General features: G+C 53.5%; 10 protein-coding genes. 2 read left to right on the top strand and 8 right to left on the bottom strand.

Annotated features, from left to right (window positions below; all coding sequences use genetic code 11):
- Nucleotides 1-2: 2 nt before the first annotated feature.
- From BUB30_RS00050 to BUB30_RS00020, 7 genes are all read right to left on the bottom strand, one after another.
- Complete coding sequence (locus BUB30_RS00050) at nt 3-962, bottom strand: hypothetical protein (RefSeq protein WP_073129692.1); 960 nt, start codon at nt 960-962, stop codon at nt 3-5.
- Nucleotides 963-1,071: 109 nt separating this feature from the next.
- The gene (locus tag BUB30_RS00045) at nt 1,072-1,833 is read right to left on the bottom strand and encodes a hypothetical protein (RefSeq protein WP_073129691.1); all 762 of its coding nucleotides are present in this window, start codon (nt 1,831-1,833) and stop codon (nt 1,072-1,074) included.
- A 104-nt stretch (nt 1,834-1,937) separates the two neighbouring features.
- Nucleotides 1,938-3,653 (bottom strand): porin family protein, encoded by a 1,716-nt coding sequence (locus BUB30_RS00040; protein WP_073129689.1) that lies wholly within the window; start codon nt 3,651-3,653, stop codon nt 1,938-1,940.
- Between the two features lie 12 nt (nt 3,654-3,665).
- Nucleotides 3,666-6,701: a tetratricopeptide repeat protein gene (locus BUB30_RS00035; RefSeq protein ID WP_073129687.1), complete on the bottom strand. Its 3,036-nt coding sequence runs from the start codon at nt 6,699-6,701 to the stop codon at nt 3,666-3,668.
- A gap of 155 nt (nt 6,702-6,856) precedes the next feature.
- Entirely contained in the window at nt 6,857-7,891 is a 1,035-nt protein-coding gene (gene holA, locus BUB30_RS00030; RefSeq protein ID WP_073129685.1) for a DNA polymerase III subunit delta, read from the bottom strand.
- A 1-nt stretch (nt 7,892) separates the two neighbouring features.
- Nucleotides 7,893-8,456 (bottom strand): rhomboid family intramembrane serine protease, encoded by a 564-nt coding sequence (locus tag BUB30_RS00025; protein ID WP_245804006.1) that lies wholly within the window; start codon nt 8,454-8,456, stop codon nt 7,893-7,895.
- Nucleotides 8,457-8,537: 81 nt separating this feature from the next.
- Nucleotides 8,538-9,002 (bottom strand): hypothetical protein, encoded by a 465-nt coding sequence (locus BUB30_RS00020; protein ID WP_073129683.1) that lies wholly within the window; start codon nt 9,000-9,002, stop codon nt 8,538-8,540.
- A gap of 193 nt (nt 9,003-9,195) precedes the next feature.
- Between BUB30_RS00020 and BUB30_RS00015 the strand changes: the two genes are divergently transcribed.
- Both BUB30_RS00015 and BUB30_RS00010 read left to right on the top strand, forming a co-directional pair.
- Entirely contained in the window at nt 9,196-10,557 is a 1,362-nt protein-coding gene (locus tag BUB30_RS00015) for a sigma-54-dependent transcriptional regulator (protein ID WP_073129681.1), read from the top strand.
- 9 nt (nt 10,558-10,566) lie between these two features.
- Nucleotides 10,567-12,480 carry a PAS domain-containing hybrid sensor histidine kinase/response regulator gene (locus BUB30_RS00010; protein WP_073129679.1) on the top strand — a complete coding sequence of 638 codons (1,914 nt, stop codon included), beginning with the start codon at nt 10,567-10,569 and terminating at the stop codon, nt 12,478-12,480.
- 35 nt (nt 12,481-12,515) lie between these two features.
- On the opposite strand, the gene BUB30_RS00005 is transcribed toward BUB30_RS00010, so the two are convergent.
- Nucleotides 12,516-19,409, bottom strand: coding sequence for a PKD-like domain-containing protein (locus BUB30_RS00005; RefSeq protein ID WP_221408648.1), 6,894 nt, complete (start codon nt 19,407-19,409; stop codon nt 12,516-12,518).
- Nucleotides 19,410-19,441: the final 32 nt, after the last annotated feature.

Here is a 19,441-nt window from a genome sequence, read left to right as displayed (position 1 = left end):
CCTTATTTGGACCGGAACACGAAGGTGACCTTGCCCACGGACTTGTCGGGTACGTTGGCTCCCGTCTTACTGAAGGTCAGATCTTGTACGGCATTGCGACAGATCCGTTCAGCTTCTGCACTCACGGTACTCTGGAGGCGTGTCACCTTGATCACGTTGCCATCCTGGTCCACCTCGATCTCAAACACGAGACGGCCGGTTTCGTTATTTGGCGTCTTAGGGTTGGGTTTCTCGTCCCAGGCCCACCCGGATAGCTCCAGGCCGATCCCTGTTCCTCCGCCGGTTCCGCCTCCGCTTCCTGGGGAGCCATACAAGGCTTTCGAATCCAATGTTCCCTGGGGATTTCCTTTATCACCAGTCTTGCCTGGGTCGTCGCCATTGTTACCAGGCTTGCCTTCCTTCTTGCCGGCATTGTCTCCTTCTGCCTGGCCGCTGCTATTGCTGGGCGGCGTGTATACGGCCTTTGAATCTACTTTGGGCTTAACCGGTTCGACCTTCACTTCAGGCTTGGTCTCAGGTTTAACCTCCGGCTTTTTCTCTTCCGTTTTTTCTTTGGCTTTCTCCTTGACCTCTTCTTTCTTTTCCTTTACAGCCACCGGGCTTTCTTCGTCCTTGCTCGCCAATATCTTTTCGTCCGCGGCCTTGGTGTCTGCAGGTTTTGGTTCTTCGCGAACCTCAGGTTGTTTTTCGGCTGCTATGGTCTCCTCGGGTTGAGGTTGTTTCGCATCTTCGGGCTGGTCCCCGTTATTGCCGATGGGTTCAGTGGGCTGAACATCGCCATAGCCCTGTTTGTCCATCCCGAAATTCAATTCGATGCCTCCCGGGTCGAGCACTTCCCACGGCGGGTCGGGAGCGCGCCATCCGATGATGAAAAAGGACAAAACGATCAAAAGCACCTGTATGCCCGTTGTCGTGAAAAAGGCGATAACCCGGTTTTTGCTTTCTTCTTCTCGTGCTTTCATATTCAGACCGATCGTGTCTCTGATAACGCTCTGGTGTGGCGGATACGTTCAGAGACCAGTTTAAAAAATCAATGCCGACACGTATTGGAATACCTGTCGGCAAAGGCTGCTAATATTTTACAACCCAGACTTTGTCGCCATAGTCGCCACCCTTCATGCCGTCGGCAGTGCCTTGGGCGTTGGCATAGGTGTCGGCTTCGGCTACTGCCAGGCGGTGAAATTTCGTTTTACCAAACGGCGGGATGATCTTGGAGCCGGTGCCTTTGGCGGCCAGTTTCTTGGCGAAGTCCATAATCAAATCTCCGTCGATGGAGCTGGCCACTACAACATAGTAGCGTCCTGTGCGACCGCTCAACGTTTCGATAGTTCCCGCAGCGGGAGTGGCTGCTGCCTTTTCGGCTTCTGCCCTGAGGCGTGCTGCCTCTGCTTCTACGTTTGCCAGACTGTCGGTGATGCGTTTATTTCTGGCGTCGTCTGCATCCCGTTTTTCGCGTGCAATTTTTTCTGCGGCAGCTTTCAACTTCGGTTGTTCATAGCCAAAATACCATACGCCAGCTCCTATGGCAGCCAGCAACAACAATATGCCTAGCACCTTTGGCCATGCCGCGGGGCGTTCTTCTTCGTATTCGGTGTCGCTGAATTTCTGTTGTTCAAATTCCTCAAAGCGCGGAGGTGTGTCCTGCAGGTCGCCTTGGGGAAGTGGTTCGGGTTCGGGGGTGATGGGCTCGGGTTCCGGCGTGACGGCTTCGGGTTCGGGAGGCGTGTCGCGCTTCAATGGCTCATAGTCTACCTCGGGCAAGCCAAAGGTATCGTCGGTATTATCGGTATTCTCGGGTACTTGTTCGTCAGTAGTCTTTTTTCTTCTAGCCATGTTCTGGGCGTTAAGGGTTGATGGAACAGGGTAATTATACAAAAATAAACGAAAATTTCACGGTTACAAAATATGCCCCGCTTGCCAACTACCCCCAACCCCCTCTAAAAGCTCCACGTGATCCCTGCCATGACCTGAAACCCGCGCACCGGATAGTTGAGAAACAACGGGTACTTGCTCGAGGTGATGTTGTTCAACTGCACGAAGGCCGAGAAGCTCTGTGAGAACAAGTACTCCGTCTTCAGGTTCAGGTCGAACGCTCCTTTCAGGGATACGGCTTTATTGGTTTCGGGATCCAATGCCTTCATGCCGCCTTGCGCGATGAGGTCGGCATTGAAAAGGATCTTGTCATACACGTTGATGGAAGCGTTCGCCGTAAGCTTATAGGTGGGACGATGCCATGCTTCGGCAACACTACCCGCGGCGTAGCTGTAATAATCTCCACGCACCATGAACTTAGCGGTTTCAGATTGCGCATAGCTCAGGGCCGCATAGAAGTTTGTACGCTTCGTGCCGTCGATGTCATACACGGTGGTGAACTTGGAGACATCCGTTGTCGTGTTCACAAAGTAATACCAGTTCTTCAGGTTCGTGAAGGCCAGACCGGCGTGGGCCGACACTTTGTTGCCCACTTTGGCGCGTAGGCCGGCGCCAAAGTCGAACGTCTTGTTCGTGTGGAACACCGGCACGTTCGGTGCCTGCCAGATGTTTTCGTTGCTCAGCGATTGCAGCGACACTTTTTCCATGCCGCCACTGAGGTAGGCCACAGCCTCCACGGAAGGGCTCAAGGGATAGGAAGCTTTCACGTCGGGATAGACGTGTGTGCTCTTCTTGTCGATCGAATCGTTCTCAAAAGCAGCCACGAAGCCTACGCTGAGCTTGAGGTCGTCTATGACCTTGAACTCGTATGTCGGCGTTACCTGGAACAAGTTGCGGGGTTTTGCCTCTACCTTCTCGTCCTTGCGGCTGATCATGAAATAGTCGGCTTTGATGGCGATGCGGGAGTCTTCATCGATCTTATAGGCCGATCTGAAATTGAGGTCTACCTCTGTTTCGCGGGCTTTGTACTTGTCGGCCATGTGGCTGAACGAGGCCCCCAGGGTGTAGGCAAAGTCAGCGTTTGTTGCATTCGTCAACTCGCCGCCGAGTTTGAAGAGGTTATACGATTGTTTTATCGAGGCAGCGTCCACCTCTGTGCCCGGCTTGTAACCGTAGAAGTGCGTAGTGCGATTCTCAAATCCGGCATTGCCCGACAAGGCGATAGCATTGCTAAATGACTTTCCGAAAACCGATAAGCCCGTGGAGCCACTGCCCGAATTGCGTCCGTCCACGGGTCCCCTGTCGGAGCTGTTGTGGTAGAGGTGTGCACCCACCAGCTTGTTCTTGTCGCGTCGCGTGTTGTAGTAAGCTTCCAGCAACGGCGAAACGTAATTTCCAAATCCCGCCCGCACATAGCCACCGTATACATTCGAAGGGCTTTCTACTTTCAGCTTCAGGGGCTTGATCGGTGGATTGATGGGGGGCGCCTGCACACTAAAGCTCCGGAAGTCATAGGTGATCGGCGGCTTGATGGTTTCGGCTGGACGCGGCGGGATCTTTTCAAAATTCCGGTTCGCCTTGGGCAACGTGATCTCGCGTTTGTTCACGATCTCGATCTCCACGTCTTCGATCTCCCCTTCTTTCTCCCAATCCTTTTTGGGCGTGGTGCCTTGTTGTGCGCTCACGCTATAGTGACAGAGGAGGCCGGCTACAAACAAGCCTCCCAGGCGGATGTTCCAAAGTGATTTTGTATGTCTTACGTGCATGTTGTTGCTCTTCATCGCAAAAAATGATTAACGATTGTTGTCCAGGGTATCGGCCTGGAGCTGTTTTTGTTTTTCGGCTTCTTTCTGATCCAGTTGCGTCAGCCTGCGACGCGCTTCGTCTTTCACGCTTTGCAGGGGGAATTTATCAATGAGCGACTGCAAAGTAGCCTTCGCCTGGAACAAGTCGTCCATGGCCACAAAATTGTCGGCCAGCAAAAGGAAGGACTTCCCTACCCAATCCTGGTAGGAGGAGAAGTCGTTGTTCAGGCTCACCAATGTTTCGTATGACGCCTTGTATTGTTTCTGTTGGTACAGGATGAGCGCCAGGGAGTATTTGGCTTCGGCGCCAAATTCGTCGTGCGCCGAGTTCAGGGTATTCAGGAATTCATCTTTTGCTCCCTCGAGATCACCCCGCGCCATGGCCGTTTTACCCAGGTACAGCGAAGCCTTATTTTGTGCTGCAGCGTTCACGTTACCCCGCTCCAGGATGGTCTTCGCATACACTTCGGCCGAATCGTATTGACCGAGCAGGTAGAAAGACTCCATCAGTCCCGACCAGGCATTGTATTGATCCTTCTTGCTCGCGGCTACCCGCTCCACCCGGTGAAAGGATGTTACGGCCTGATCGTATTTGCCTTGCTTGAACTCAATGTCGGCAACCCGGGCGATCGTCTTGTTGGCTTGGGTGAACGTGGGGTCATTGCTCAACTCGCGATAGATGGGCAGCGCCTTGTCCAGGTCCTTCAGACGGTAATGGGACTCGGCCATGTAGTAGCGTGCTTCCGGGATCTTCGTGCTTTGTGGATAGGCCGCCAGGTAGCTGGTAAAGCTGCTGATGGTCTTCTGATATTGCTGGTCGAAGTAGAAGTTCTTCGCCGTTTCAAACTCGATGTTCTCAAAGCCCTTGTTGTCGGGACTGGATTGTTTCACCTGGGCCAGGTACTTCTCAAACTCTGCCGAGCGGCCGGCGGTGCTCAACACTTCCTGCAGAGGTAGTAAGGCTTCCTGTGCCGCGGGGTGACCGGGGAATTTATTGATCACGGCCGTGTAGTCCGAAATGGTGCGGTCGTATTGTTTCAGGTTGAAGTAGGATGCTCCCCTGCGCATGTAGGCGTAGGGCAGGAAGCGTGAGTTGGTGCCTTCGCGGATCAGCTGCGAAAGACCATCGGCGGCCGCCTGGTAGTTGCCTTGTTCGATCTCAAATTGTGCCCGCTGGAAGACAGCTTCATCCCGGTATTGTGACTTGGGATAGTTTTTGATCAGGTCCCCAAACTGGGTGCGCGCCTCCGCATACTTGCGCTGGATGCCATTGATCATGGCCGACTGCAACAACACGTAGTCGCTATCGGTCGAGCCGAGGGTGCGCGCCTTGTTGTAGTTGGCCAGGGCGTCGTCGTATTGACGGTTCCCATAATAGCAGTCGCCGAGGCGGATCACGCCGTCGGCATAGTTGGTGGTGGTCTTGTTGCCTTTGTTTACAAATTCTTTAAAGCTAAACAGGGCTTTGTCGTAGGTCTGAAGGTTGAAGTAGGCATACCCCAATCCATAACGGGTCTTCAGCAACACGTCGGGGTCTACTGCTCCCCCCAATCCAACGACGCGCAAATAGTTTGTGGCGGCCTCCTCGTACTGCTTTCCAATGGAAAACGCCTCTCCGCTCCAAAAGCTTGCCAGCGCCACGTAGTTGGGGTCGATGGGAAACTCCAGTGATTTTTTAAAATAGGTCACCGCTTCTTCATACTCCTCCTTATTGAAGAGCTCGGAGCCTTTCAGATAGGCCGCCTTCTGGTAGGCCTGGTTGATGTATTGGTTCCGGCTGGGCAATGCATCGATGTATTCGATCGCTTTGTTGAAATTGTTGCCATTCACATAGGCTTGCGCCAGCAACTCCTTCACCTCCACGGTGTGGTTACTGGATGGGTAGGTCTTCAGGTAGCGTTCAAACTCATCGATGGCCTGATCGGGCTTGCCTGCGTCGTAGGATACTTTGGCGTATTGAAACGAGCTCTCCTCGGCGAGTTTTTCATCTTTCGGGTTCTTGCGGGCGTAGCTGAAGGCGTTCAGGGCATACGGCTTGTTGCCTTGTTTCAGATAGAGGATGCCCAGGTAATAGGATGCATAATAACTCACCGTGTCCTTGGCGGCGGCGGCCTTGTCCAGGTACTCTATACCTTTGGCGGTGTTGCCCGCGGCGTAGTTGGCATAGCCGGCGCGAAAGAGCACCCCGGTCTCCGGCTTGGCATTGTTGTCGAGGTATTTTTGATACGAATCCAGCGCCTTTTTGTAATCGCCTTTATAGTATTGCGCTTCGGCTACCAGCATGGCGATCTCGTTGGCATTGCCCAGGTCCGAGCGTCCCTTCAGGGTGTTGGCATATTCGATCACGGTGTCATAGCGCCCTTGCTTGTAATAAATGTTCGCGATCAGGTAAGGAACGATGTTGGCATAGGATGGGCTGCTCTCGGCCTTCTTCAGGTCGAAGAGGGCTTCCTCGTATTTGCCCCGGGAGTATTCGATAAAACCCGCATAGTAATTGGAGGCCGGTGTGTAGGCGTTGCTGAGGCGTTTCACAAAGTTGAATTGCTCCAGCGCTTCGTCGAGTTTCTTTTGGTTGAAATAGCTGTAGCCCCACTTAAAATGTCCCTGGCTTTGCTGGTCCAGGGTGAGCGCGGGGAAGTCCACTTTTTTGAAATAGCTCGAAGCCTTCACATAGTTGCCTTCTCCATAAAAGAAGTTGGCCAGGTCGTAATACGCAGTCGAGGCTTTGGGGCTGGAGGGGTTGTGGTCGATAAAGTCGTCGATGAGTTTTTCGCCATCGCGGTGTCCCAGGCTGAGGGCACTGAAGGCGACGTAGTATTCGGCCTCGCTCCTGCGCGAATCGGTGGGCGATGCCTGGGCGAGAAAGTCGGTGAACACCTGGCGAGCGGCTCCATAGTTGGCATGATTCACCAACTCTGTGCCGCGGCGGTAGAGCTTCTCTACTTTGTTTTGAGAAAGCTGATCCTGCGCGAAGAGTCCATAACTGCCAAAGACAAAAACAGAGAGAATCGTAAATCTGTACATTACACGTGTGTATGAGTTGTGAGTAAAACAGCGTTGCAAAAAAATTATTGCAAATAAAGAACCAAAAAAATAAGTTGAAAAAATTGTCCGCTGCCCAAATTGCATGGACTTAAAGGTAATGCGGGAAGGTGTGATTGTCCAAATTTGTGGTGCAATTATGCACTTGCCCCGTGCATGAGACGCCACACCAGCTCTCTGAAAATTTGTCCTTCGTCAGCGGACCCGGTGTTCACGCCTTTCAACTTCAGATCGGCGTCTTTCAACGACGCAATGTTGTCGATGATGCTTTGGGGTGGATATTGACGTAAAGCCAAGCTGTAATCACGCACAGCATACGGACTCACTTTCAGTTCACTAGCTAGTCCCTTCTCACTCTTATCTGGAGCTTGCGTAGCGATGAGCAGCTTGCTGAAGAACGAGTAGAGATAGGCCACCACGGGGATCATGGGGTTCTTCTTGGAGTTGCTTTCGAAGTAGTTCACGATCTTATTGGCCAGTAATGTATCGCGATGAAGGATCGCTTTTTGAAGTTCAAAAATATTGTACTCCTTGCTCACACCCACCTGATTCATCACCCGCTCACCGGAAATACTCTCCCCTGCCGGAAGGGATATGATGATCTTATCGATCTCGTTGGCCAGGCGATGGAGATCATTGCCCACAAACTCGCAAAGGCTTTGCACCGCGCGATCGTCGATCGATATCTTCTTGTCCTTGGTGTATTCCAACACAAACTCAGGCAACTGGTTCTCGTAGATCTTTTTCGTGGTAATGGTCACGGCCAGCTGATCGATCTTCTTGCCCAATTCGCGGCGTTTGTCCAGCGACTTATGTTTGTGGCAGAACACCAGCACGGTGCTGGGCACCTGCTTGGTCAGGTAGTCCAGCAGCAACTTGCCGCCGATGTCTTTGTTGAGGTCCTGGATGTCTTGCGCCTCCTTCACGATCACCACCTGCCGTTCGGCCATCATGGGAAAGCGGCGGGCGTGGGTGAGGATGGTCGCCATGGTCACGTCCTTGCCATAGACGATCACCTGGTTAAATCCTTTTTCCGCCTCCGACAACGCGTGTTGCTCGATGTAGTCGGAGAGCAGGTCGATGTAGAAGGTCTCCTCCCCTTGCAGGAAATAGACCGGTGCATATTTGCGGGCCTTGAGGTCGGTTAATACTTTCTTAACACTGGCATCCATATCAACTCACGTTCTTTTTCTTGCTAAAGGTAATGGCCGAACCGATACCCACCAACGCCCCGGCAAAATGCGACTCCCACGAGATCTCCGGGTCGGTGGGCAACACGCCATAGAAGACGCTGCCATAGAGGATCAGCACCACGATGGAGATGAACAGGGACAGGAAATCGCGCCGGAACATGCCGAAGAAGATCAGGAAGAATGCCAGGGCATAGACCAGGCCGCTGGCGCCGATGTGGTTGGCCGGCCGGGCGAAGAGCCACACCAGGATGTTGGTCCAGAAATAGCCGCGAAAGAATACCTGCGCGCCGATGCGGTTATAAAAGAAGAAAAGCACCGCGCCCAGGAACAAAAGCGGGATGGTGTTGGAGATCAGGTGGAGGATGCTGCCGTGAAGCAAGGGTCCCAGGAAAATGCCCAGCAGGCCCTGGAAGGTGCGGGGCACGATGCCGAACTGCCTCAGGGGCACCCCGAACATCACCTCCACATAAAAAGCAGCCCACATCAGAAAAACCAGCCGAAACGGAACTACCGAACTACCAATCACCGAAGTATCTGACGCCATATGCAACCGGCTTTTCGCCACAATTGCAAAGATGAAAATTGCTTCGAAATGAAAATGAAAAAAAGGCCGGGAAGACGAAAATTAATTTTTGGAAGGGTCGCTGATCATGGTCAGCTGCAGCAGCTTGGCCTCCTCGGCATTGACCTTGTTCATGCCCCACAGGCCGCCGGACGAGGACGCTATTTTTGCGGCCAGCTCCTTCAGGACCTTGTATAGCTGGACGGCAAAGGCGTTATCGATCTTCTTCCACAGGGCGCTGATCTGCCCCAATTCCTGGATGAGCAAGGGGGTGCGTTGTGTGGACTCGTAGGGATAGCTTTGGATGAGGATCTTGAGTTTGTCTTCAAAATCCTGGGAAACTTCTTTGAAATAGCTGGTCAATTCCGTGTCGCCTTTCTGGCGCGACTGGGTCAGGTTGATGGCCTCCCGGATTTCCTTGCGGTCGATATCACCGTCGGCGCCGGCGATGAGGATACATACCAATAAGGGAGCTTTGAGCATGAGCTCCATTTCCGAGTCGTTCAGACGAGAGAATCCTTTTACCATGACACCTATCATAAAAGCTAATCAAAATTTCTCAAAGCAAGCCGATTTCCAAATTTTTCTTTTCACGAATTGCCCCCGTTTATCTCCAATGACATATATTGTATGGATTTCCATTTTTTTAAGAAGCCAGGCAAGGAAATGAACCGGCTTCAGCCATGAGCGGAGAATGTACTATTTAACCTGACCGTAGATCATGTACGAAAAAGACCCTGTTAAGATCTTTGTTGTTGAAGATGACCCCGCCTACACAAAATTCCTCAAATACGTCCTGGGACTGAATCCGGATTACGAGGTGGAATACTATACAACCGGCAAGGACTGCCTGGCAAACTTGTATAAAAACCCCGCGATCATCACCCTGGACTATTCCCTGCCGGACATGCCGGGCGAAAAAGTGCTGGGCCAGATCCGCGGTCACGACCCCAACATCAACGTCATTATTGTATCGGCGCAGGAGAAGATCCACACAGCCGTAGAGTTGTTAAAGTCCGGCGCATACGATTACATCTCCAAAGATCACGAGACCAAAGAGCGCCTCCTCAACTCGATCAACAACGCCCGGAACAAGACCTCCCTGATCAAGGAGATCGACCACCTGAAGAAGGAGATCTCAGAAAAATACGAATTCGAAAAAAGCATTGTGGGCACCAGTCCGGCGATACGGCGCACGTTCGCCTTGCTGGAAAAAGCGGTCCAAACCAATATCTCCGTCAGCATTTCGGGCGAAACCGGCACCGGTAAGGAGCTGGTCGCAAAGGCCATACATTATAATTCAAAGCGAAAAAGCAAACCGTTTGTGGCCGTGAACATTGCGGCCATCCCCCGGGAACTGATTGAAAGCGAACTATTTGGCCACGAGAAGGGGGCCTTCACCGGGGCCGTTACACGCCGGATCGGCAAGTTCGAGGAGGCCGAAGGCGGCAGCATCTTTTTGGACGAGATCGGCGAAATGGATTTGAACCTCCAGGCAAAGCTGCTCCGCGTCTTACAAGAACGCGAAGTCACCCGCATCGGCGGCAACCAGGTGATCAAGCTGGACGTGCGCATCATCGCCGCCACACACAAGGACCTGGCCGAGGAAGTTAAGGGCGGACGTTTCCGGGAGGATTTATATTATCGCTTGCTGGGCTTGCCCATCGTGCTTCCTCCCCTCCGCGAACGTGGCAACGACGTGCTGCTGGTGGCCAAGCATTTCCTGGATCAGTTTGCCACAGAAAACCAGATGCGCAAGTTCAAGATCACGCCCGAGGCCCAGGAAAAATTGATGCAATATCCCTTCCCCGGGAACATCCGCGAGCTAAAATCGATTATCGAGTTGTCGGCTGTGATGGCCGAAGACCAGGAGATCCGGCCGCAAGACATCAGCTTTAACAGTACGGCCCGTATGGAATCGTTCCTCTACCAGGAAATGACCATGCAGGAATTCATGTACCGCATCATTCGCCATTTCCTCAACAAATACGACAACAACGTTTTGGAAGTCGCCAAGAAACTGGATATCGGAAAATCGTCGTTGTATCGCTATTTGAAAGAAATGGAAGAAGCAGGAATTTAGACCTATGGCATGAAGCTTCAGAACTATGTGAACAAAGGCGCCTTCTATGAGGCGGTGGTAGAAGATGGATCGGATATCATCTTCATTGTAGATTTCACGGGAAAGATCCGCTACCATAACGCCTCGGTTCACGAGACGCTGGGCTACCGGTCGAAGAGCCTCATCGGCAAAAACTTCTTCGACTACATCCTGCCGTCGACGGTCCAGGACCTGAAAGAACAATTCAAAAAAAGCCAGAAGCGCGCCTACTCCGAAAATGTGGAGTTCCAATTTCTTTGCAAGGACCTCTCCTATCGCTACCTGGAATTCAACGCCATCAACCTGAAGCACAAGGAAGGTCTCGACGGGTTCATTCTCGACTGTCGCGACATCGCCCAGCGCAAAGAAGACGAAGCCGAGCTGGTGAGACTTCAAAAGGCGAAGGAACAATTCCTGGCCAACATGAGTCACGAAATCCGGACACCCATCAACGGCATTGCCGGGATGGCCAACCTGTTGAGCCAGAATCCAAGTCCCGAGGAACGAGAAACCTACCTCAACGCTATACGCCACTCCGCCGAAAACCTGAAGGTGATCATCAACGACATCCTCGATTTGGCGGCCATCGAATCGGGCAAATTGCGGCTGGAGAAAATTGCGTTCAACCTCAACGATCTCGTGCCGTCCCTGCTGAGCACCTTCACCTACCAGGCACGCGAAAAGCGGATCACGCTGGAACATAAGATCGATGAAAAGCTCAACAAGATCCTCCTGGGCGACCCCGTGCGTCTGAACCAGGTGTTGATCAACCTTATCAGCAACGCGGTTAAATTTACGCACAACGGCTCCATACAAGTTATTTGCACCCTGGAACGCGAACAGAAAGGCATCTGCTGGGTGCGCACGGAAGTGATCGATACCGGCGTGGGCATCCCCGACGAAAAGCTGAACACTATCTTTGAAAGCTTTAGCCAGGCCGATGCCAGCGTGACCCGAAAATATGGCGGCACCGGGCTCGGGCTCACCATCGTGAAGCAGTTGGTGGAGCTTCAGAACGGCAGCATCACGGTGAAGAGCAAAGAACATGTCGGCTCGGCATTCATTGTGCTGGTGCCTTACGCCGTGGGAAAAGTGAACTCCTTTTCGGTGACCTCACCCAAAAATGAAAAAGCATTAAAAGAAGTAAATGCGTCACAGCTTTATGTGCTGCTGGTGGAAGACAATGATATCAACCGGCTGTATGCAAAAAGCATTTTGAAGAACTGGCAATGTTTTACCGACACGGCCGAGAACGGGCTGGTGGCCCTGGAGAAGATCAAGAACCAGGAATATGACGTGGTGTTGATGGACATCCAGATGCCGGTCATGGATGGCTACGAGACCACCAAAGCCATTCGCATGATGGACCCGCCCGTCAGCAACATTCCCATCCTTGCCCTCACAGCCAATGCCACGAAAGCCGATGTAGAGAAGTGCATCGCCGCCGGCATGAACGACTATCTGCCCAAGCCCTTCACCCCCGATGATCTTTACCGGAAACTCTTCAAGGAACTGAGGATCCAGCCCCTTCAAAAAACCAAGAAGAAGAACACGACCAAGCCCAAAGCCTATAACCTGGAATACCTGCGCTCGGTCTCGGGCAACAACGAAGAGTTTATCCGCGAGATGGTGCTCACCTTCACCCAAACCATCCCTCCCGTGTTGGTGGACATGAAAGCGGCCGTCGAAAGTTTGGATTGGGAGAAGCTTGCGCGGTTGGCACACCAGATCAAGCCGTCGTTTACTTTGATGGGATTGAACGCGCTGCGCACCAACATTCTGTTCATTGAAGAGAACAGCAAGCAATTGAGCAAATTGGACGAACTGCCGCGCGTGGTCGCTGACTTTATCCGGCAATGCGACCTCATTCTCCCCGAGCTGGCGCGTGAAGCGCTACCGGGATAGGTCAACGGATCATTCCCTATCCCGCGCTTCCGAACTCAATTCATGACAGCAATTTTTCTATAGATCACCGACGAGTCACCGGTTTGGATGGACATGATGTAGATGGCGTTAGGCAATCCACTCACGTCTACCTGTTGAGGTCCATCCGAGAAATTCCGTTGGAGATTACCCGAAAGGACGGTAACACCACGTTGGTCGATCATCTTCCAGGTGTAGTCCTTTTTCAGCGCAATGTCCGTGCTGATGTTCAGGCGATGTTTGGCAGGGTTGGGATAGATGTTCAACCCGTTCAACTCGGCCATCACCGGATCATCCACACCGACCACGATGATGCCTTTCTTGCGGCTCGTCTTCACGATCCTGGATTGCAGGATGCGGCGGGGCGCATTCTTCTGCTGCACCCATGCCACGATATACAAATTATCGGGGTCGACGATGGGTACGTCCAGTGTATAGTCGGGCGCGCGGAGCTCGGTATCGCCATCGTTCCACGAATGCGTGACGACGAATCCTTCCGTTTTATCCAGCAGCTTGCGCAGCACATTACCATTGCCATTCACTCCATTCTCCAGCAGGGCCGATTGCAGGATGACGGGCTCCGATAAAGGATTCTTTGCATTCGAATAGGTGTAGGTTATCCGGGGACGCATATGGGTGTCGTCGCCGGTTTCATGCACGCTGTCAATCTCGATCTTGAACAACGGATCTTCAAGCGAACGACGATCGATCTCGTCGCGCGTGATCTTGTCGTAGGCGCCATTAAAATTCGTATTAAAGTAATCGCCCTGAATACCGTCCATGAGGGTGGTGGGTGGTTCAGAAACGCCATAGAAGAGGGCGCGGGCCTGCTGGTCCACCGCGTTGTCCTTGTTCAACTGATCGACCACCGGCGTGGACAGGTGATATTGCATGAGGATGAAGTCGGACGAATCTCTTTCCGCCATCTCCGCGTCATACATATCCTGGAGCGTTTGATCGGACAGGTTGGACGGTCCGTAATTGTCGTTCGTGAAATGTTCCACCAGCACGTTGCGGTTCTTCTCCCCGATATAGATCTCGTCGAAAGCAAATCCTCCGTAGGGAGTTTTATCATTGTCATTGTCGTCGTTGCTGGCAAACGCAATACGGAATACCACCAGCGCACGCTTATCGACGGGGATCTTGTCCAGGTTGAAGCGGGCATTGCGCCACACCTTGCTTGAATCGGACCATGCAAAGTTGTCTTGCCCACCCGGCTGGCTGGACACATCGCGTTTGTTGTACCAGTTGATTCCATAGCCATCGGCGTTGCCGACGGTTTCCCAGGTGCTGCCTCCATCCACTGAATATTGCACCACGCAACCGTCGAAGCCGATCTGGGCATCCGACCAATAGTTGATGGCGATCATAGGACGTTTCAATTTTTCAAGGTTGAGACACGGTCCGATCACTTGAGAGTTTTCGTTTTTATAATACGTGCTGTAATCCGTAGTGGAGTTTTGGTTCTTGCCGGTCCACCAGGCATTGTGCCCGGGGGCTGAAGGTTTAACTACACCCGTCGGCGGTCCGAAGATCCAGCTTGTATCCGAGGCCGGCAGGGTGCTGGTCAACGCTACCCATGAACCGGGGCCGCTGGAGAAATCAGTGCTGTACCCTGCGGTCGGGCTGGGTATGTTATAGTCGAGAATAAATACTTTCTTCTTCTTCGCGGCCGTACAACCGTCGTTGGTTTGGACGGTCAGCAGCACATCATAGACCTTGAAGATATCGTAGCGGTGATTCGGATCGGTGTAGGTGCCGGAGTTCTTTCCTCCTGTGGTCACGAGAGCTCCCGTGGGGCCGCTGATCACATCGCCGTCACCAAAATCCCAATCGTAATGGACAATGGAACTGAAGCCTCCGGTTTGTGTGGCATCTTTGAATTCTGTGGTCTCCAAACCGCTGCAGAATTTTGTCGATGTAAAATCTACGACCGGCACAGGGCCGACGCGAAGATCTTGTTCGTCCGTGTTGGAGCACCCCTGATCGGTAGTCACCGTTAAGGTCACGGTCTTAAGTCCTGGCGATTGATACTGGTAAACCGGATTGCGTGTCACCCCGTCGTTTCCGTTACCACCTTCACCATAGATCCACTCATAGGAAATGATGTTGCCTCCGGACGTGTTGTTGGGGATCGTGGAATTATCAGAGAACGTGACTTGCGATTCAATACAGATGCTTGAAATCGTAATATCTGCCACGGGCGCCGAGAACACCGTGATGGACTTGGTCAATGTGGTGGTGGCGTTCAGCGTGTTGGTAAAGGTGTAGCTGATGGGATAGTTTCCTGCGGGAAGACCATCCGTGTCGAGCATAAATTCCGTTGTCGTACCCGTGGTCACCGAACTGATCCGCAATTGGATCATTGGATTGGTGCTGGAGAAAAACGTTGGACTCTTGGAGGTCGGGTCGTTCACCGACGGATAGCCGATCAATCGCGGCAAGCCCGACTCTGCACAAATCTGCGGTAATCCGTTCACATCTGTGGACTGGTTCTCGATGCTGAAATCGATGGTGGTCACCGGGTTCACAATAGTATTTCTCGAGAACGAATTCTGGCACGTGTTGGCGTCCGTGAAGGTATAGGTGATGGTGATCAGACCATAGCCGGCGTTAGCCGGGTTGAACTGGTCGGTACCGGCGATAATACCGGGTCCGGTGAAGATGCCTACACCACCTGTTTTCGGGAAGCCATCCAACAATTCAATGGGATTGTTTTCGGCGTATTGCGGTTTCAGGTTTGCAAAACTAACCTCGGGGAGCTTGTTGATCTTGATGAACACCTGGTCGGAAGAAGGACCGCAGGGACCAGAAGGTCCGGCGCCGTCAGGATCGTTGGTGGTCAACGTCAGCGTGATGCCACCGGCAGCGATGTCGGCGGGCGTCAGCGTATAGGTTGACGTGGGGCTGTTCACGTTCGAGAACTGCGCAGCGCCGCTGCCGCCACTCCAGGTCACCATCGACGTGGTGCCACTGTACGATCCGGCGAGGTTCACAATCTTATCTTCACAAACGGGGAAGTCAACACCGGCATTGACTTTTGCCGATTCATTGACATGAATACTGATATCGGCATATTCCGCCAGACAGGGTCCTGATCCATCGGGGTCATTGGTGGTGAGACGGAAGGTCAGGGTGTTGGTCACATCGGCAAGCACTACGCCATAGTTCGAGGCCACCGTGGTGCCGGTGACGCTGGTGGCCGATAGCGTTCCATTCGAGGTAACACTGCTCCAAAGACCCGATGTGGCGCTTCCGCTCAATGTTCCCGTAAGGTTGATCATCGCCGGTTCACAAACGGTATAATTCGCAGGTAAGGTCAGGCGGGCCTTGCGATGTACGCCGATCGTAACGTCATCCGATACCACGGTACAAGGACCTCCTACGCCGGGGCCGTCGGGATCGTTGGTCGTCAGTCGCAACACAACGTTGTTTCCAATATCGCCAGCAATAACCGTATAGGTAGCCGTCACGGTCGTTCCGCTCACGGCTGAAGAGGAGATCGTTCCACCGCCGCTAACGATGGTCCATGTGCCACTCGTTGCGCTTCCTCCCAAGGTTCCTGTCACGGGAATCGTGACCGGCTCACAAACGTCAAAGTCCGCTCCTGCATTGACGGTAGCCACTGGGTTGACGGTAGCCGTCACAAATTTGACGGGGCCGGCACACGTATTGGCGGTCGGCGTGATAGCATACGTAACGGTTCCTTGCGAGGCGTTGGTGGTGCTCAGCATCTGGCTGATCACCGATCCGTTGCCGTTAGCGGCGCCCGTTACATTGGCTGTTGGAGATGCCGTCCATTGAAAAGTTGTTCCCGCCACATTCTGAGGGGCAGGAGAAATATTGATCAGCGCTGTTCCGCCACTGCAGATCACCACGTTCGCTGCGGTGGCCGAGGGTAGCGGATTCACGGTTACAATAAAGTCGATCGACGTTCCCGCGCAACCATTGTTATGCGGCACGATCCTATAAATGACAGTGCCGGCGACATTACCCGTATTCTTCGGGGCATCGGTGATGTTGCCCGCGCCACTGGCCGTGACGGTCAAGGGATCGATCGGGCCGGTGATGCTGGCGGTCCAGGTGAACGTAGTCCCTGCTATGGTAGACGATGGAACAAAACTCAGAGGCTGCACGCTGCATATCGATTGCGACAAACTCGCTACCGGGTTGGTCATCACCGGTACAGGTTTCACCGTCGCCGTGACATCAAAGGGTATGCCTGGACAGCCATTGGCCATCGGCGTGATGCGATAGGTGACCGATCCGGTGTTGATGCCATCGGTGCTGGAGAGAACCTGTGAGATCAGGCTGCCCGAACCCGCGGCGGCACCGGTAACATTTGTGCTGGCGAAGACTGTCCACGTAAAGGTCGTGCCTGTCACGCCGTTGGGATTAGTGATCGCAATGGACGTAGACGATCCGGAGCAAATGGTTTGAGGCGATGCAAAAACGTCGGGTATGGGTTTCACCATCACCACGTACGACACCTTGGTGCCGCTACAACCCGCGTAGGCAGGCGTGATGTCATAGATGATGAATCCTGTGGCGTTCGAAGTATTTACCGGCGTATCCGTGATGGCGTTGTTCCCACTGGCCGACACACCGGTCAACGCGCCGACAACGGTCGACGTCCAGGTGTAGGTCGTTCCAGCAATCGTGGACGTGGGCAAAAAGTTGAGCGGCGTGCCACTGCATATTTCCTGTACCAGCGAGGTGGGCGAGTTTGTGATGACCGGTTTGGGATTCACGGTGACCGTCACGTCAACAAAGTTTCCGGAGCAACCTGCGGCGCTGGGGACGATGCGATAGGTGGCACTTCCCGGCGTAATACCATTTGTAGAAGTCAGGATCTGGCTGATCATGGAGCCATTGCCGGCAACAGCACCCGTAACGTTGGTGGTTCCCACCACAGTCCAGCTAAAGGTCGTACCCGAAACTCCGTTGGGGTTGGTGATCAGAACGCTGGTGGAAGAACCCGAGCAAATGATTTGCGGCGAAGCGGCCACCGTCGGCACCGGTTTAACCGTGACGTTCACGGCGTAGGTCGAGCCATTGCATCCTGCTCCGCTGGTGGGCAGGATCAGATACGTTACATAGCCAGGGTTCACACCATCCGTAGAGGTGAGCAACTGGCTAATCAGGTTGCCGCTTCCGGCAGAAGCACCGGTTGCATTGGTGGCGCTCTGAACGGTCCAGGTGAAAGATGTTCCAGGAACTCCGTTGGGGTTGGTGATGGCAATGCTGGTTGTCTGACCACTACAGATGGCAGCGTCAGCCGCCGAGGCGTTGGGATTAGGATTGACATTGAGAGCGGCAATCGCGCTCGTGATTGGCGGCGCACAGGTGCCACTTACGGTGACGGTGTAGTTGCCAGCGTCCGTCAGGGCGGCCGCCGGTATGGTGAATGTGGATGCGACCGCTCCTCCTATCGGGGACCCATTTTTATTCCACTGATAGGTGGGCGATGTGGTGACGCCTGCATTAACGGTGAACGTAACCGGGGTTCCTACGCAGACTGTCTTGCCAGCCGGGCCCGCAATAATTTCGGGATTCTCCTGAACGATCAGTACCGATGCCGTGCTGGTTACCGGCGGCACACAAGTGCCCGTTACCTCTACGGTGTAGGTTGCTCCGTCTGCCGTAGCAATGGCGGGTATGGTGTACGTGGCAGCGGTCTCCCCTGCTATGCTGACCCCATTCTTTTTCCATTGATAGGTGAGCGCAGTTCCGGTGGCTGTTACGGTAAAGGAAGCGGGAACACCTTCGCACAAGGACTGCGTTGCTATCGGTTGACCTGTGATTACGGGTGACGTGTTCACGATCAAGGCGGCATTGCCACTGGTGACCGGGCTTCCACAGATGCCGTTGACGGTCACGCTATAGTTGCCTGCATCAGCTGTGGTAACACTTGCAATACTGTAAGTCGGGTTGGTGGCACCGCCAATGGGCGAACCGTTTTTAAGCCATTGATAGGTGGGGTTGGTGGTCACGCCAACATTCACGCTGAAGGTTACCGTAGCACCCGCGCATACCGTTTGGCTGGCAGGACCAGCAAGGATCTCAGGTAACTCCCGCACGGTTAAAACAGAACCATTGCTCGTTACGGGAGGTGTACACGTGCCGCTGATCATGACGGTGTAGGTTCCGCCATCTGCTGTAACGATGCTGGGAATCGTGTAGGTAGACGCAGTCGCGCCTCCGATATTGACGCCGTTCTTCTTCCATTGATACGTGAGCGCAGTTCCGGTTGCCGTTACACTAAACGAGGCCGGTACTCCTTCGCACAGTGCCTGAGTGGTCACGGGCTGTGCGGTGATAACGGGTGATGTGTTTACCGTCAGGACCGCGTTGCCACTGGTGACAGGGCTGCCGCAGATACCGTTGACCGTGACACTATAATTACCGGCATCCGCCGTGACAACACTCGCGATGCTGTAGGTCGGGTTGGTTGCTCCACCGATAGGCGAGCCATTCTTAAGCCACTGATAGGTCGGATTGGTCGTCACCCCAACATTCACACTAAAGGTTACCGGCGCGCCTTCGCATACGGTTTGACTGGCGGGGTCGGCCAGTATCTCCGGCAACTCTCGCACGGTCAAAACAGAAGCAGTGCTGGTTACGGGTGGTGTACAAGTGCCGCTGATGACAACGGTGTATGTTGCTCCATCCGCAGTAACAATGCTGGGGATCGTATAAGTCGATGAGGTTGCTCCTCCAATATTAACACCATTCTTTCTCCATTGATACGTTAACGCAGTTCCCGTTGCCGTTACACTGAACGAGGCCGGAACACCTTCGCACAATGCCTGACTGGCTACAGGCTGTGCGGTGATGGCCGGAGCGGTGTTCACGGTCAAGACCGCGTTGCCGCTGGTGACTGGAGTGGCACAGATGCCGTTGACCGTCACACTGTAATTGCCTGCATCCGTTGTCGCAATAC

Source organism: Chryseolinea serpens, from assembly GCF_900129725.1.
Lineage (GTDB): Bacteria > Bacteroidota > Bacteroidia > Cytophagales > Cyclobacteriaceae > Chryseolinea > Chryseolinea serpens.
The sequence above is the reverse complement of the archived record's forward strand: the minus strand, read 5'-3'. Positions and strand labels throughout refer to the sequence as shown.